This is a genomic window from Mycobacterium sp. (genome assembly GCF_035640695.1).
Lineage (GTDB): Bacteria > Actinomycetota > Actinomycetes > Mycobacteriales > Mycobacteriaceae > Mycobacterium.
In genome coordinates, this window is sequence record NZ_DASQVQ010000187.1 from 23,318 (window position 1) to 35,888 (window position 12,571).

13 protein-coding genes are annotated in these 12,571 nt (G+C 68.6%); 9 read left to right on the top strand and 4 right to left on the bottom strand.

Going from position 1 to position 12,571, the window contains the following annotated elements; translation table 11 throughout:
- Nucleotides 1–18 precede the first annotated feature (18 nt).
- Together VE759_RS21970 and VE759_RS21975 are read right to left on the bottom strand one after the other, a co-directional pair.
- Nucleotides 19–990 carry a pirin family protein gene (locus VE759_RS21970; protein WP_324936386.1) on the bottom strand — a complete coding sequence of 324 codons (972 nt, stop codon included), beginning with the start codon at nt 988–990 and terminating at the stop codon, nt 19–21.
- A gap of 194 nt (nt 991–1,184) precedes the next feature.
- Entirely contained in the window at nt 1,185–1,790 is a 606-nt protein-coding gene (locus VE759_RS21975) for an LpqN/LpqT family lipoprotein (protein ID WP_324936388.1), read from the bottom strand.
- A 225-nt stretch (nt 1,791–2,015) separates the two neighbouring features.
- Between VE759_RS21975 and VE759_RS21980 the strand changes: the two genes are divergently transcribed.
- Nucleotides 2,016–3,476: an ornithine decarboxylase gene (locus tag VE759_RS21980; RefSeq protein ID WP_324936390.1), complete on the top strand. Its 1,461-nt coding sequence runs from the start codon at nt 2,016–2,018 to the stop codon at nt 3,474–3,476.
- Nucleotides 3,477–3,499: 23 nt separating this feature from the next.
- Nucleotides 3,500–4,885, top strand: coding sequence for a chloride channel protein (locus VE759_RS21985; RefSeq protein ID WP_324936392.1), 1,386 nt, complete (start codon nt 3,500–3,502; stop codon nt 4,883–4,885).
- Between the two features lie 21 nt (nt 4,886–4,906).
- On the opposite strand, the gene VE759_RS21990 is transcribed toward VE759_RS21985, so the two are convergent.
- Together VE759_RS21990 and VE759_RS21995 are read right to left on the bottom strand one after the other, a co-directional pair.
- Nucleotides 4,907–5,470, bottom strand: a complete 564-nt coding sequence (locus VE759_RS21990; protein ID WP_324936394.1) for a DNA starvation/stationary phase protection protein — start codon at nt 5,468–5,470, stop codon at nt 4,907–4,909.
- Between the two features lie 78 nt (nt 5,471–5,548).
- Entirely contained in the window at nt 5,549–6,463 is a 915-nt protein-coding gene (locus tag VE759_RS21995; RefSeq protein ID WP_324936396.1) for a DNA-3-methyladenine glycosylase 2 family protein, read from the bottom strand.
- A 117-nt stretch (nt 6,464–6,580) separates the two neighbouring features.
- Between VE759_RS21995 and crtI the strand changes: the two genes are divergently transcribed.
- From crtI to VE759_RS22030, 7 genes are all read left to right on the top strand, one after another.
- Nucleotides 6,581–8,095 carry a phytoene desaturase family protein gene (gene crtI, locus VE759_RS22000; protein WP_324936398.1) on the top strand — a complete coding sequence of 505 codons (1,515 nt, stop codon included), beginning with the start codon at nt 6,581–6,583 and terminating at the stop codon, nt 8,093–8,095.
- Nucleotides 8,092–9,054 carry a phytoene/squalene synthase family protein gene (locus tag VE759_RS22005; RefSeq protein WP_324936400.1) on the top strand — a complete coding sequence of 321 codons (963 nt, stop codon included), beginning with the start codon at nt 8,092–8,094 and terminating at the stop codon, nt 9,052–9,054. The genes crtI and VE759_RS22005 overlap by 4 nt, the downstream gene beginning before the upstream one ends.
- Nucleotides 9,054–9,407 (top strand): lycopene cyclase domain-containing protein, encoded by a 354-nt coding sequence (locus VE759_RS22010; RefSeq protein WP_324936402.1) that lies wholly within the window; start codon nt 9,054–9,056, stop codon nt 9,405–9,407. The genes VE759_RS22005 and VE759_RS22010 overlap by 1 nt, the downstream gene beginning before the upstream one ends.
- Nucleotides 9,404–9,709 carry a lycopene cyclase domain-containing protein gene (locus VE759_RS22015; protein WP_324936404.1) on the top strand — a complete coding sequence of 102 codons (306 nt, stop codon included), beginning with the start codon at nt 9,404–9,406 and terminating at the stop codon, nt 9,707–9,709. Before VE759_RS22010 ends, VE759_RS22015 begins: the two co-directional genes overlap by 4 nt.
- The gene (locus tag VE759_RS22020; RefSeq protein WP_324936406.1) at nt 9,696–10,421 is read left to right on the top strand and encodes a class I SAM-dependent methyltransferase; all 726 of its coding nucleotides are present in this window, start codon (nt 9,696–9,698) and stop codon (nt 10,419–10,421) included. Before VE759_RS22015 ends, VE759_RS22020 begins: the two co-directional genes overlap by 14 nt.
- Complete coding sequence (locus VE759_RS22025) at nt 10,418–11,941, top strand: FAD-dependent oxidoreductase (protein ID WP_324936408.1); 1,524 nt, start codon at nt 10,418–10,420, stop codon at nt 11,939–11,941. Before VE759_RS22020 ends, VE759_RS22025 begins: the two co-directional genes overlap by 4 nt.
- Nucleotides 11,938–12,571 (top strand): DUF5914 domain-containing protein (locus VE759_RS22030; protein WP_324936410.1); only part of this gene is annotated, 634 nt, incomplete at its 3' end. The genes VE759_RS22025 and VE759_RS22030, both read left to right, overlap by 4 nt.

The window sequence follows — 12,571 nt, forward strand, 5'->3', positions numbered from 1 at the left end:
AACGAGTCGGTCCCGGCATCAACGCGTTCGGTGCGGCATCAACGCGTTCGGTGGGATGGTGCCGAACTTGCCGGCATGGTAGTCGTCGAAGGCCTGCGCGACTTCCGATTTGGAGTTCATCACGAACGGGCCGTACTGGAATACCGGTTCGCGGATCGGCAGTCCGCCGAGTGCCAGCACCTCCATCGCGGGCCGGTTGGAGTCCTGCGAGCCGTCGGCGCCGACGGTGATGCGGTCGCCCGGCCCGAGCACCGCCAGCTGGCCCTGCTGGATCGGGTGCGCGACCGGTCCGACGGTCCCGCGTCCGGACAGCACGTATACCAACGCGTTGAAGTCCTGGTGCCACGGAATGTTGACGCGAGCGCCCGGCTCGATGGTGATGTGCGCGAGCGTAATCGGAGTGAACGTGGCACCGGGTCCGTGGTGCTCGCCGATGTCGCCGGCGATGATGCGGATCAGCGCGCCGCCGTCCTCGGAGGACACCAGCTTGACCTGATGGCCTTCGATCGCTTGGTATTTCGGTGGGGCGAACTTGTTGGCACTGGGCAGATTCACCCAAAGCTGGATGCCATGGAAAATGCCACCGCTCTCGACGAGTTCGGCCGGTGGGGTTTCGATGTGCAGGATGCCGGATCCCGCGGTCATCCACTGGGTGGCGCCGTCGGTGATCAGGCCACCGCCGCCGTGTGAATCCTGATGGGCGAAGCGGCCATCGATCATGTAGGTCACGGTCTCGAAGCCGCGGTGCGGATGCCAGGGTGTGCCCTTGGGCTCACCGGGCTGGTATTCGACCTCACCCATCTGGTCCATGTGCACGAACGGGTCGAGCGCCGCCGCGCTGACTCCGGCGAAGGCGCGGACCACGGGAAACCCCTCGCCCTCGTGGCCGCGGGGGCCGGTGCGGATGAAGCGAACCGGTCGCTCGGTGTCGCCGGGTAACGGCCCCGCGACGCGGGGAAGTGTCAAGGTATCTGCGGTAATCGCTGGCATACCCGATATAACCGGACTTCGGTCCGATTATTCCCCGCCTCGGCGGCGTCGCGGCACTCGGCCATCGTTACCGGCGCGAGCTTGGCGCCGACAGCGGCGACCGCGCCGGCCTGTGTGCTGGCCGGCTTGGGCGTGACGTCGTTGTCGTCGGCGGCTCGCCGAGTTGGTTCGGCAAGACCTCGACGCCTGAGCGTTCAGTGCGGCGTCGGCGCCTTCAGCTCCAAGCCGGTCAAGATCGTCTGAGTGTCCTTCACATCGCCCTGATTGCCGGAATTTCCGTTCTGGACAGTGATTTTGACTTCAAACAACTTGTCGTTGTATTGCGGGGCCACAACGACGGACTGCACCTTGCCGGGCGTGGCCGCGCCGAGGTTGATCTGGTAATTGAACGTGTGTGACTGAAAGCCGCACACCGTCCCCGTTACATCCCCGATGTTCGTCGCTCCGGAAGTGTTGAGGCCGTTGCGCTCGGTGTCGAACACCGCCTGCGGGCTTTGCGCCCGTCCGGTCCGGTCGGCAACCCAGACGTCGACACTGGGCAACGGCTCGGTACCGGCGTTATCGTCGCGCACCATCAGGTGCGTGACGGCCGAGTCGGCAAAGTTGACTCGCTTCCAGTTGGGCGGCTGCGGCAACCGCAGCGTCGGCTCGTCCGGGGTCTTCGGATCGGCGGCTGCCCACTTGTCGACGGACACGGGGCCACATCCGTAGGTCCCTTCGCGGGCGGTGGGGGCCGGATCCGACGTACATCCCGCCATCATCGCCAGGACAACGATCCCGACTACCGCATACCACTTCATGTTCGGCTTTCCTCTCGCCAGTGTCCGACGAAGCGAAGCTGGGGAAGATGACCGGCCGGTAAACTGTGACCAACGGTATTGCAGGGCGTATATGGAGCCGGGGGGCGCCGACAGCCGCGCCGAGATTGCCGTGATGGCTGTGGTTCGGTCGTCATCCACGACCATGACGGCAATCTCGAGCTCAGCACCGGTTGATGACACGGATCCTTGGGTATGCGTGCGGCCATGGATCATTCGAAGGCGCCGATCGTGGAAGCGCTGGCCGACTACCACCGGCTCGACCGGTACGGCTTCGGCCCGCCGGGGCATCGACAGGGGCGAGGCACCGACCCGAGAGTGCTTGCCGTGCTCGGAAAGGACCCGTTCCGCGATGATGTGCTCGCCAGTGGCGGCCTGGACGACCGGATGTCGCGCGGAGGCTATCTGTCCGATGCCGAAGAGTTGATGGCCGACGCCGTCCGAGCGGACAAGGCGTTCTTCTCGACGTGCGGCAGCTCGTTGTCGGTGAAGGCGGCCACGCTGGCGGTCGCGGGTGGTTGCGACGGCGGGCTGCTGCTCGGCCGGGACACCCACAAGTCGATCGTGGCCGGGCTCATCTTCTCTGGCTTGCAGCCGCGCTGGATCACGCCGCGGTGGGACGCCGAGCGGCACTTCTCGCACCCTCCGTCACCGGAACAGGTGCGCAAGGCGTGGCAGAAATATCCCGACGCCGCGGGAGCCCTCATCGTCAGCCCGAGCCCATACGGCACATGCGCCGACATCGCGGCGATCGCCGACGTCTGCCATGAGCATGGCAAGCCGCTGATCATCGATGAGGCCTGGGGAGCGCATTTGCCGTTCCACGACAGCCTGCCGACGTGGGCGATGGACGCGGGCGCCGACGTCTGCGTCGTCAGCATCCACAAGATGGGTGCCGGCTTCGAGCAGGGCTCCGTCTTCCATCTGCAGGGCAACCTGATCGACCCGGATCGCTTGGCGGCGTGTGCCGACCTGTTGATGACAACGAGCCCGAACGTCTTGCTGTATGCCGCGATGGACGGCTGGCGACGACAGATGGTTGAGCACGGACAGGAATTGCTCAGCAGCGCTTTGGATCTCGCGGGTGAGCTACGCGAACGGCTGGAACAGATACCCGACGTCCAGGTCATGGACGACGAGCTGCTGGGCGAGCAGGCCTCCTGCGACATCGACTGGACGCAAATATTGATGGACATCGCGGCGTCCGGAACATCGGGTTACCAGGCCGTGGATTGGTTGCGCGAGAACTGTCACCTCGATCTGGGCCTCGGCGATCACCGCCGCATGATGGCAACGATGTCGTTCGCCGACGACAAATACACCGCCGACCGGCTGGTCGACGCAATGACCCAGTGGCGCAAGGCCGCAGACCATTTCGACCGCCCGCCGCGGATCGACCTCCCAGCGCCGGAGGAGATCGAGCTCGAGACGGTGCAACTGCCACGCGACGCGTTCTTCGGCCCGACCGAAATGGTGCCGGCATCGCAGGCAGCCGGCCGGATCTCCGCCGAGCAGATCACGCCCTACCCACCCGGCATTCCGGCCGTCATACCCGGAGAACGTCTCAATCAACCGGTCATCGATTATCTGCGCTCCGGCGTCGACGCCGGGATGACGCTGCCCGACCCGTCTGATCCGAAGGTGCACGAGTTCCGCGTCGTCGCCTGAAGCAACCGGCTAGCATCCGGCACATGCAGGCGTCGCTCAGCGGATGGCTAAATCGCGCTGGCTACCTGCACAAATGGCTGATCCTGGGCATCGCGATCGGGGTGATCGCCGGGCTCGGTGCCGTTGTCTTCTACCTTGCCCTCGACTACGCCGGACGGTTTCTCCTCGGCTATCTCGGCGGCTACCACATACCGCAGGCCGTCGGCGACGGTGGCGACAAGGGATCGGCGGGTTTCCAACGGCCATGGGCGATTCCGTTGATCACGTTCGGCGGCGCACTGGTGTCGGCGTGGCTGGTCGCGAAGCTCGCCCCCGAGGCCGCGGGCCACGGCACGGACAGCGCGATCGAGGCCGTGCACACCGATCCGCGCGCGATCCGGATGCGGGCCGTGCTCGTCAAGCTGGTGTCGAGCGCGTTGACCATCGGCTCGGGCGGCTCGGCCGGCCGCGAGGGCCCGACGGCGCAGATATCGGCGGGCTTCGCGTCGCTGTTGACGCGCCGACTCAACCTGACCGACGCCGACGGGCGCATCGCGGTGTCGCTCGGCATCGGCTCGGGCATCGGCGCGATCTTCGGCGCCCCCCTCGGCGGCGCGGTGCTGGCCGCGTCGATCGTGTATCGGGAGGACTTCGACTACAAGGCGCTGGTGCCGGGCTTCATCACGTCGGCGACCGGCTATGCGATCTACGGCTCCGTCCTGGGTTTCGAGCCGCTGTTCGGCTTTGTGGTCACCGATTACCGGTTCCATCAACCACTGCAGCTGCTGTGGTTCGTGCTGATCGGCATCGTCGCGGCCGCGCTCGGCTACCTCTACGCCAGGACGTTCTACGGAACGGTCGCGCTATGTCACTGGCTGCCCGCCGGATCGGTGATCAAGCCCGCCGCCGGCGGGTTGCTCGTCGGGTTGTTGGCGCTGGCGATCCCGGGGGTGCTGGGCAGCGGCTATGGGTGGGTGCAGCAAGCGATGACCAGGGACACGCTGGACTCGATGCCGCTGTGGCTCGTGCTGCTGTTGCCGTTCGCCAAAATCGTCGCGACGTCGCTGTCGATCGGCACCGGCGGGTCCGGCGGCATCTTCGGACCCGGCATCGTGATCGGCGCGTTCACGGGCGCCGCGGTGTGGCGGCTATCCGAATTAGCCGGTGCGCCAGGCATTCCCGCAGGACCCGCGGTGTTCGTCGTGGTCGCGATGATGGCCTGCTTCGGCAGCGTGGCCCACGCACCGCTGGCGATGATGGTCATGGTCGCCGAGATGACGGGTTCGTTCGCGGTGCTGCCGGGTGCGATGGTCGCGGTCGGCATCGCCTATCTACTGATCGCGCGCACCGACGTGACGATCTACCGGGCGCAGCGGCGGGACCGCGAGACCGCCGAGGCCGAGCGTCAACGCGACGCCTCGGCCGGATAACACTTCGGCCCGGTCTTAGCCTTACCTGCGCCCGGCGCCGGTCTTCTTCCTGGCCGTGCCGGCGGCGCCGCGCTCGGTGCGTTCACCCTCGTGGGCCAGCGTTCCGCTGGGGTCCTCGAGGTGTGCGCGCACGAACCACTGGAACTTCTCCAGCTCGGCGGCCTGCTCGATCAGCATGTCCTGGGTGACCAGGTCGAGCTCCTCGAGCTGGTCGATGCTCTTGCGGAGATCCTCGATCACCCCGCTGTAGACCAGGTCGAGGGCCGCCAGGTGAGCCTGCACGTTATCGCGGCCGACCGAGTAGTCGTCCCAGGTGCGGTCGTTGATGATGGCGCCGGGCGTGCCCTTCGGCGATTGGCCCAGCGCGGCAATGCGTTCGGCGACATCGTCGGCGTAGCCGCGGACCAGGACGACCTGCGGGTCGATCATCGTGTGCACGCCGATGAAGTTCGGGCCGACGACGTTCCAGTGAACGTGCTTGAGCGTCAGGTGAAGGTCGTTGTAGGTGCTGAGGTGTTTCTGCAGCATGTGGGCTACCTCGGTGCCGTCCTTCTCCGACAGGCCCGGGACGGTGAACTCTGTCATTAATCAACCTCCTGTACACGCCGGTCAATCGGCCGGTCAATGGTTTTTCGGCGGGTACCCGACGGTGCCGGGGGGTAATCACAGCGCCCGCAGGTTGCGGGTGGCCCGGCGAGCGCCGAATCGCGGGTTCCGGGCCAACCCGCTGACTTCCAGCAGCCGCACGGCGCGGTACCGATGCGGCCGCATCGGCTCAAGCAGCCGCACCATCGCGGCGTCGTCGATCGGGCGGCCCAGCAACGACCAACCGACCAACTTGGCCAGGTGGTAATCACCGACGGACAACGCGTCGGCGTCGCCGAACGCCCGCTGTGCGGTCTCGGCGGCAGTCCATATGCCCACACCCGGCAGCGACATCAGTGCGGCGCGCGCTTGTTCGGTCGGACGCGCCGACAACCGCTCCAGCGACGACGCCCGCTGCGCGCATCCGACGATGGTGCGCGCCCTGCCCGGGTCGACGTTGGCCCGATGAAATTCCCAGGACGGAATGCGCCGCCACACCTCCGCCGCCGGCGGCACCCGCATCCGCGTCGGCGCCGGTCCGGGCGCCGGGGCGCCGAACTTCGTCACCAGCACCCGCCACGATCGGAACGACTCCGCGCCGGGCACCCGCTGCTCGAGCACCGCGGGGACCAGCGCTTCCAGCACCCGGTCGGTGCGCCCGATGCGCAGATGCGGCGCGCGTCGGTGCGCCGCCGCGATGGTGGGCTCGGCCGGGGTGAAGCCGGTCGGGTCGTCATGCCCGCCGAGCATCTTCAGCAGCGCATCGGCGAATTCGCCGGCGCCGCCACCCCAGGCCTCACAGTCGACCGTGTGCGGGGCCGATTTCGTCAACCGCGCGGTCACCGGACCACTGGGCAGCAGGCTGGTGCGCCAGATCGCCCCGTCGCCCGACCGATGCAAGCACGGATCGCCGCTACCCCGGCGCAGCGGCGCAAGAACAGCGCCCACGTCGACGGGATGCGGGAAAGTCACCGCGCATTCAACGGCGGTCAATTGGTGTGGCACCTCCAACCGTGGTGAAGTAATCGTGACATCAGTGCCGTCAGGGCCGCATCAACTGGAATTCTTGGATTGAATGGGTCAACGGGACCGGCGTTCGGGGACGAAGACATGGCAGCTGGGGGAACCACTGATCACGTGGCGGTAGTCGGCGCCGGGCTGGCCGGACTGTCGGCGGCGTTGCATCTGGCCGGCCGGGGCCGTGCCGTCACGGTGGTTGAGCGTGACACCGTTCCCGGGGGCCGGGTCGGCCGCGCGGACATCGACGGTTACCGCCTTGACACCGGACCGACGGTGCTGACGATGCCCGACATCATCGGCGACGTGTTCGCCGCCGTCGGCGACGATCAGTCCGACCGTCTCGACCTGATCGAGCTGGACCCGGCCTACCGGGTGTCGTTCGCCGACGGCAGCGGGATCGACGTGCACCCCAACCCGGACCGGATGGCCGCCGCGATCGAAGAGTTCGCCGGTGCGGCGCAGGCCGCCGGGTACCTGGCTCTGCGCTACTGGTTGACGCGGCTGTATCAAACCGAATTCGACGGATTCATCGCCGCGAACTTCGATTCGCCGCTGTCACTGCTGACGCCGCAGTTGGCGCGGCTCGCCGCGATCGGCGGGTTCCGGCGATGGGAGCGCATGGTCAAGCGGTTCATCGCCGACGAGCGTCTGCAGCGCGTGTTCACGTTCCAAGCGCTGTATGCCGGCGTCGCGCCGCGGCACGCGCTCGCCGTGTACGCGGTGATCGCCTACATGGACACGATCAGCGGCGTGTACTTTCCGCGCGGTGGAATACGGGCACTGCCCGACGCGCTGGCCGCCGCGGCGGCCGACGCCGGTGTGCGATTCCTTTACGGCTCGACGGTCACCGCATTGGAGCGCCACGGCGACCGGGTCACCGCCGTGCGCACCGACCGGGATGAGCGCGTCGAGTGCGACGCGGTGGTGTTGACGACCGAGCTGTCGCAGACCTACCGGCTGCTGGGCCGGACGCCGCGTCGTGTGCTGGCGCTGCGACCGGCACCGTCGGCGGTCGTCGTACACGTCGGATGTCGCGGCGTCGCGCCGTCGACCGCCCACCACAACATCCTGTTCGGCGACGCATGGGCGCAGACGTTCACCGACATCATCCGCGACGGCCGGCCGATGCGCGACCCGTCGCTGCTGGTGACCCGGCCGACGGCGAGCGACCCCGCCCTGGCGCCGTCCGGGCGAGATCTGCTCTACGTTCTCGCGCCGGCACCGAACACGTCGCGCGGCGCGGTCGACTGGCCGAGCATCGGCGGACGGTATGCCGACGGGATCATCGACACCGTGCAAGAGCGGTTGTTGCCCGGCCTTCGCGACGACGCCGAGGTGCTGCACGTGGTCACCCCGGCCGACTGGGCGCGCCAGGGCATGGCCGCCGGCACCCCATTCGCGCTCGCGCACACCTTCGCCCAGACCGGGCCGTTCCGGCCGGCAAACAGGGTGCGCGGTGTCGACAACGCGGTGCTGGCGGGGTCGTCGACCGTGCCGGGGGTCGGCGTGCCGACAGCGCTGCTGTCGGGTCGGCTCGCGGCGGACCGGATCACCGGTCCGGTGCAGGAGCGCACCAGGCGACCGATCGAAAGTGGGCGGCCGTGATCCGCGCCGAGCTCGATGCCGCCGGGATCTCCGACCCGCGGCTGCGCGACGCCTACCGCCGCTGCCGCGAGATCAACGCCCACCATGGCCGGACGTTCTTCTTGGCCACCCGCCTGCTCTCGCCCGAGCAGCGGCCCGCCGTGCACGCGCTGTACGGCTTCGCCCGCCGGGCCGACGACATCCTCGACGACGTCGACCCGAGTGTGGACACCACGGTGCGGGCCGAGCGGTTGCAGTGGCTGGCCGACCAGTTCGCCGACGGCACCGAGCATTGGGACGATCCCGTGCTGGCGGCCGTCACGCACACCGCGCGCCGCTACCAGATCCCGTCGGAGCTGTTCGACGACTTCCTCGAGTCCATGCGGATGGACCTGACGGTCACCGACTACCCCAACCGCGAAGCCCTCAACCGCTACATGCGCGGCTCCGCGGAAGCCATTGGCCTGCAACTACTTCCGATACTGGGCACCGTCGGTCCCACCGAGGCAGCCGCGCCGTACGCCGCCGCGCTCGGAAAGGCCTTCCAACTCACCAACTTCCTGCGCGACGTCGATGAAGACCTGATGCGGCAACGGGTCTACCTGCCGGCCGACGAATTGGCGGCATACGGCGTGGACCGGGACCTGCTGGGGTGGTGCCACACGCACCGCCGCACCGAGGCGCGGGTGCGCGATGCGCTGGCGGCCCAGCACGACATCACCCGCGACGTCTACCGGTTCGCCAAGAGCGGCGTCGCGCAGCTGGTGCCTCGCTCGCGCCCTTGCGTCGCAACGGCTTTGACGCTGTACTCCGAGATCCTCGACCGCATCGAGGACAGCAACTTCGCGGTGTTCAGCCGCCGCGCAACCGTCGGCACCGCGAGACGTTTGCAGGTCGCGGGGGGCGGGCTGATACGCGCGTGGCGGCTGCGCCGCATCGCGCCGGCCCGGTCCGGCGACCCGACGATGGGCGCCGCGTGATGGACCGGTGGCAATACCTGCTCGTGCTCGCCGCGTGTGTGGCGATCACCGCACCGCTGGAGATCTTCGGTCCGGGCGTCTACCGCCAGCCGCACCGCCTGATCCGCGCGTTGGTGCCGGTCGCGGTGGGCTTCCTGATCTGGGACGCGGTGGCCATCGCGGCCGGCGTGTGGACATATAACCCGCGCTACGTCACCGGAATAGCGCTGCCCGGCCGCATTCCGATCGAGGAGGTGCTGTTCTTCGTGGTGATTCCGCTGTGCGGTCTGCTGACCTACAGCGCGGTGAACGCGATGCTGAACCGACTGCGGCGGCGCGCCCCGCGGGCGCCGGCGGAGCGGAAACAGTCATGATCGGATACACGCTGCCCGCCGTGCTGGCGGTGGTGGCGGTCTGCGCGCTCGAGCTGACGTTCCTGCACACCGGGCTATTCCGGCGCGGCGCCTACTGGTTGACGATGGTGATCGTGCTCGGCTTCCAGATCCCGGTCGACGGTTGGCTCACCAAACTCAGCGCACCGATCGTCAGCTACGACGTGCGGCACACCAGTGGGCTGCGGTTCCCGTTCGACATCCCGGTGGAAGACTTCTTGTTCGGCTGGGCGCTCGTCACCGCGGTGCTGCTGCTGTGGGAACGGCAACGTGAGCGTCGGTAGCGCCGGGCTTCCCCGCGGCGACGTTCCCGGCGCGTTCGACGCCGGCGCCGGCGCATACGACCGACTGGTCGGTGCGAACCCCGGCTATCACGCGCACCTGCGACTGTCCGCCCGCCGCATGCGATTTCCCGACACCGGGCGGGGATTACGCCTGCTCGACGCCGGCTGCGGCACCGGCGCGTCGACGGCAGCGCTGCTCGCGGCGGCCCCGGACGCCGAGATCGTCGCGGTCGACGCGTCACGCGGAATGTTGGACGCGGCCATCGCGAAACCGTGGCCGCCGTCTGTGCGATTCGTGCACGGCCGCGTCGAGGACTTGAGCCGGCTGGGCATCGACGGACCGTTCGACGGCATCCTGGCGGCATACCTGGTGCGCAACCTCACCGATCCGGACGGGCAGCTGCGCACATTCCGCACGCTGCTGCGGCCGGGTGCCACGCTGGCCGTGCACGAGTACTCGGTCGCGGACTCACCCGCCGCCCAGTGCATCTGGCATGCGGTGTGCTGGGCCATCATCATTCCGGCCGGCTGGCGACACACCCGCGACGCCACGTTGTACCGGCACCTGTGGCGCAGCGTGCTCGCGTTCGACGGCGCGGCGCGGTTCCGAAATCGTCTGCGCGACGCGGGCTTTACTGCGGTGCACAGCGAAACCATGCCCGGCTGGCAGCGCAACATCGTGCACACGTTCCTCGCGGACGCGCCGCGATGACCGATCACCGCCGCGAACCGCACCCCGCCCCGCCGGGACACCGTGACGCCGGCATGTTGCCGTCAAGGCCGCACGCGGTGGTCGTCGGCGCCGGTATCGCGGGCCTGACCGCCGCGACAGGCCTGGCCGAACGCGGGGTCAGCGTAAACATCGTCGAGCGCGAGCGCTATCTCGGCGGTCGGGTCGGTGGGTGGACCGAGCGGCTCGATGACGCCGACGTCGCGATCAACCGCGGCTTCCACGCCTTCTTCCGCCAGTACTACAATCTGCGTGCGCTGCTGCGGCGCATCGACCCGCAACTGCGCATGCTGTCACCGGTCGACGATTACCCGCTGATCGACGGGCACGGTCGCCGCGACACCTTTCGCGGCCTGCCCCGCACACCGCCCTTGAACGCGCTCGCGTTCGCGTTGCGCAGCCCGACATTCCGCCTGCGCGACCTCGCGCGCATCGACGCCCGCGCCGCCGCCCCGCTCGCGGCGGTGTCGGTGCCCGGCATCTATCACCGGCTCGACCACGTCGACGCCGAAACCTTTTTGAAGAGCATCAATTTCCCGGAGGCGGCGCGGCATCTGGCGTTCGAGGTGTTTTCGCGCAGCTTCTTCGCCGACCCGACCGAACTATCGGCGGCCGAATTGGCAACGATGTTCCACATCTACTTCCTGGGCTCCAGCGAGGGACTGATCTTCGATGTGGCCAACGGGAATTTCGACACCAGCCTGTGGGAGCCGCTGCGGGGTTACCTCACTTCGCGACGGGTGCACTTCCATACCGGCGTCACCGTCAACCGCGTCGAGACCGATGCGAGGAGAGGCTTTCGGGTTCATACCGATTCCGGTGAGCCGATCGGCGCCGACGCGGTGGTGCTGGCCACCGATGTGACCGGCCTGAGGCGCATCGTCGACCAATCACCGGGCCTGGGCGACGGGCAGTGGCGCGCACGCGTGCGCCGGCTGCGCTCGGCGCCGCCGTTCGTCGTGCACCGGTTGTGGCTCGACCGGCCGGTCTCGCCCGACCGGCCCGCGTTCCTGGGCACCGGCGGTCTGAAGCCGCTGGACAACATCGCCGTGTTGGAGCGGTATGAGAGCCAGGCCGCCGAGTGGGCACATCGGCATCGCGGCTCCGTCGTCGAATTGCATTCATACGCCGCGCAGTCCACGGCCGCGGACGGCGAGCTCGTCGATCGGCTGCATGCCGTCTATCCGGAGACGGCGCAGGCACGCATCGTCGGTGAACGTGTGCTGTGCCGCGGCGACTGCCCGCTGTTCGGGCCCGGCGACCATGCGCTCCGACCGGGCGTGACCACCGCGGCGCCCGGACTGGTGCTCGCCGGTGACGGTATTCGCGTCGATCTCCCGGTGGCGCTGATGGAACGCGCGGCCACCACCGGTTGGTTGGCGGCCAACCGGTTATTGAGCCAATGGGGACTGGCGGGTCACGCCGTGTGCACCGTCCCCAACCGAGGCCGCTCGGCGCTGCTGCGCCGGCTTGCGACCCGAGAAAGGCGATTGCGGCGATGAAATGGCGCTGGCCGAAAGACATTCCCGTGCAAGTCATTCCGCGAACCCGCTGGGCGAGCCAGCGGCCGACCTACCGCGATGCGCGGCCGGCGATCATCGACGCGGCGCTGCAGCGCTCGCAGCGGCGCCCCAGCGGCAATTGGTATGCATTCGCGGCCAGTCGCAGCATCCGCGCGGATCGGCCGTTCGGCACCCGCGTCGCCGGGATGGAGCTCGTCGCCTGGCGCGACGCGCGGCACCGGCTGCGGGTCGGCCCGGGCGCCTGCCCACATCTTGGCGCGAGCCTGGCCAACGGGACCGTGGACTGCGGCACGCTGATCTGCTCCTGGCACGGTCTGGCACTGAGCGGCGACTCAAGCGAATTCGGCTGGAAACCCCTGCCGGGTCATGACGACGGCGTGCTTGCGTGGGTGCGGCTGGACGGCATCGGCGGCGAAGCCCCGCTGGACCGTCCGGTCGTCCCGGCCCGACCGACCGGCGCCACGCTCGACGCGGTGACGCGCCTGGTCGGCGTGTGCGAACCATCCGACATCATCGCCAACCGGCTCGACCCCTGGCACGGGGCGTGGTACCACCCCTACTCGTTCACGAGTCTGGACGTGCTGTCGTCGCCGACCGAGGACGACGACC

What these genes read in the sequence shown, in the direction of transcription:
- VE759_RS21970 (WP_324936386.1), bottom strand. Translation starts at nt 990, where the DNA reads ATGCCAGCGATTACCGCAGATACCTTGACACTTCCCCGCGTCGCGGGG.
- VE759_RS21975 (WP_324936388.1), bottom strand. Translation starts at nt 1,790, where the DNA reads ATGAAGTGGTATGCGGTAGTCGGGATCGTTGTCCTGGCGATGATGGCG.
- VE759_RS21980 (WP_324936390.1), top strand. Translation starts at nt 2,016, where the DNA reads ATGGATCATTCGAAGGCGCCGATCGTGGAAGCGCTGGCCGACTACCAC.
- VE759_RS21985 (WP_324936392.1), top strand. Translation starts at nt 3,500, where the DNA reads ATGCAGGCGTCGCTCAGCGGATGGCTAAATCGCGCTGGCTACCTGCAC.
- VE759_RS21990 (WP_324936394.1), bottom strand. Translation starts at nt 5,470, where the DNA reads ATGACAGAGTTCACCGTCCCGGGCCTGTCGGAGAAGGACGGCACCGAG.
- crtI (WP_324936398.1), top strand. Translation starts at nt 6,581, where the DNA reads ATGGCAGCTGGGGGAACCACTGATCACGTGGCGGTAGTCGGCGCCGGG.
- VE759_RS22010 (WP_324936402.1), top strand. Translation starts at nt 9,054, where the DNA reads ATGGACCGGTGGCAATACCTGCTCGTGCTCGCCGCGTGTGTGGCGATC.
- VE759_RS22015 (WP_324936404.1), top strand. Translation starts at nt 9,404, where the DNA reads ATGATCGGATACACGCTGCCCGCCGTGCTGGCGGTGGTGGCGGTCTGC.
- VE759_RS22025 (WP_324936408.1), top strand. Translation starts at nt 10,418, where the DNA reads ATGACCGATCACCGCCGCGAACCGCACCCCGCCCCGCCGGGACACCGT.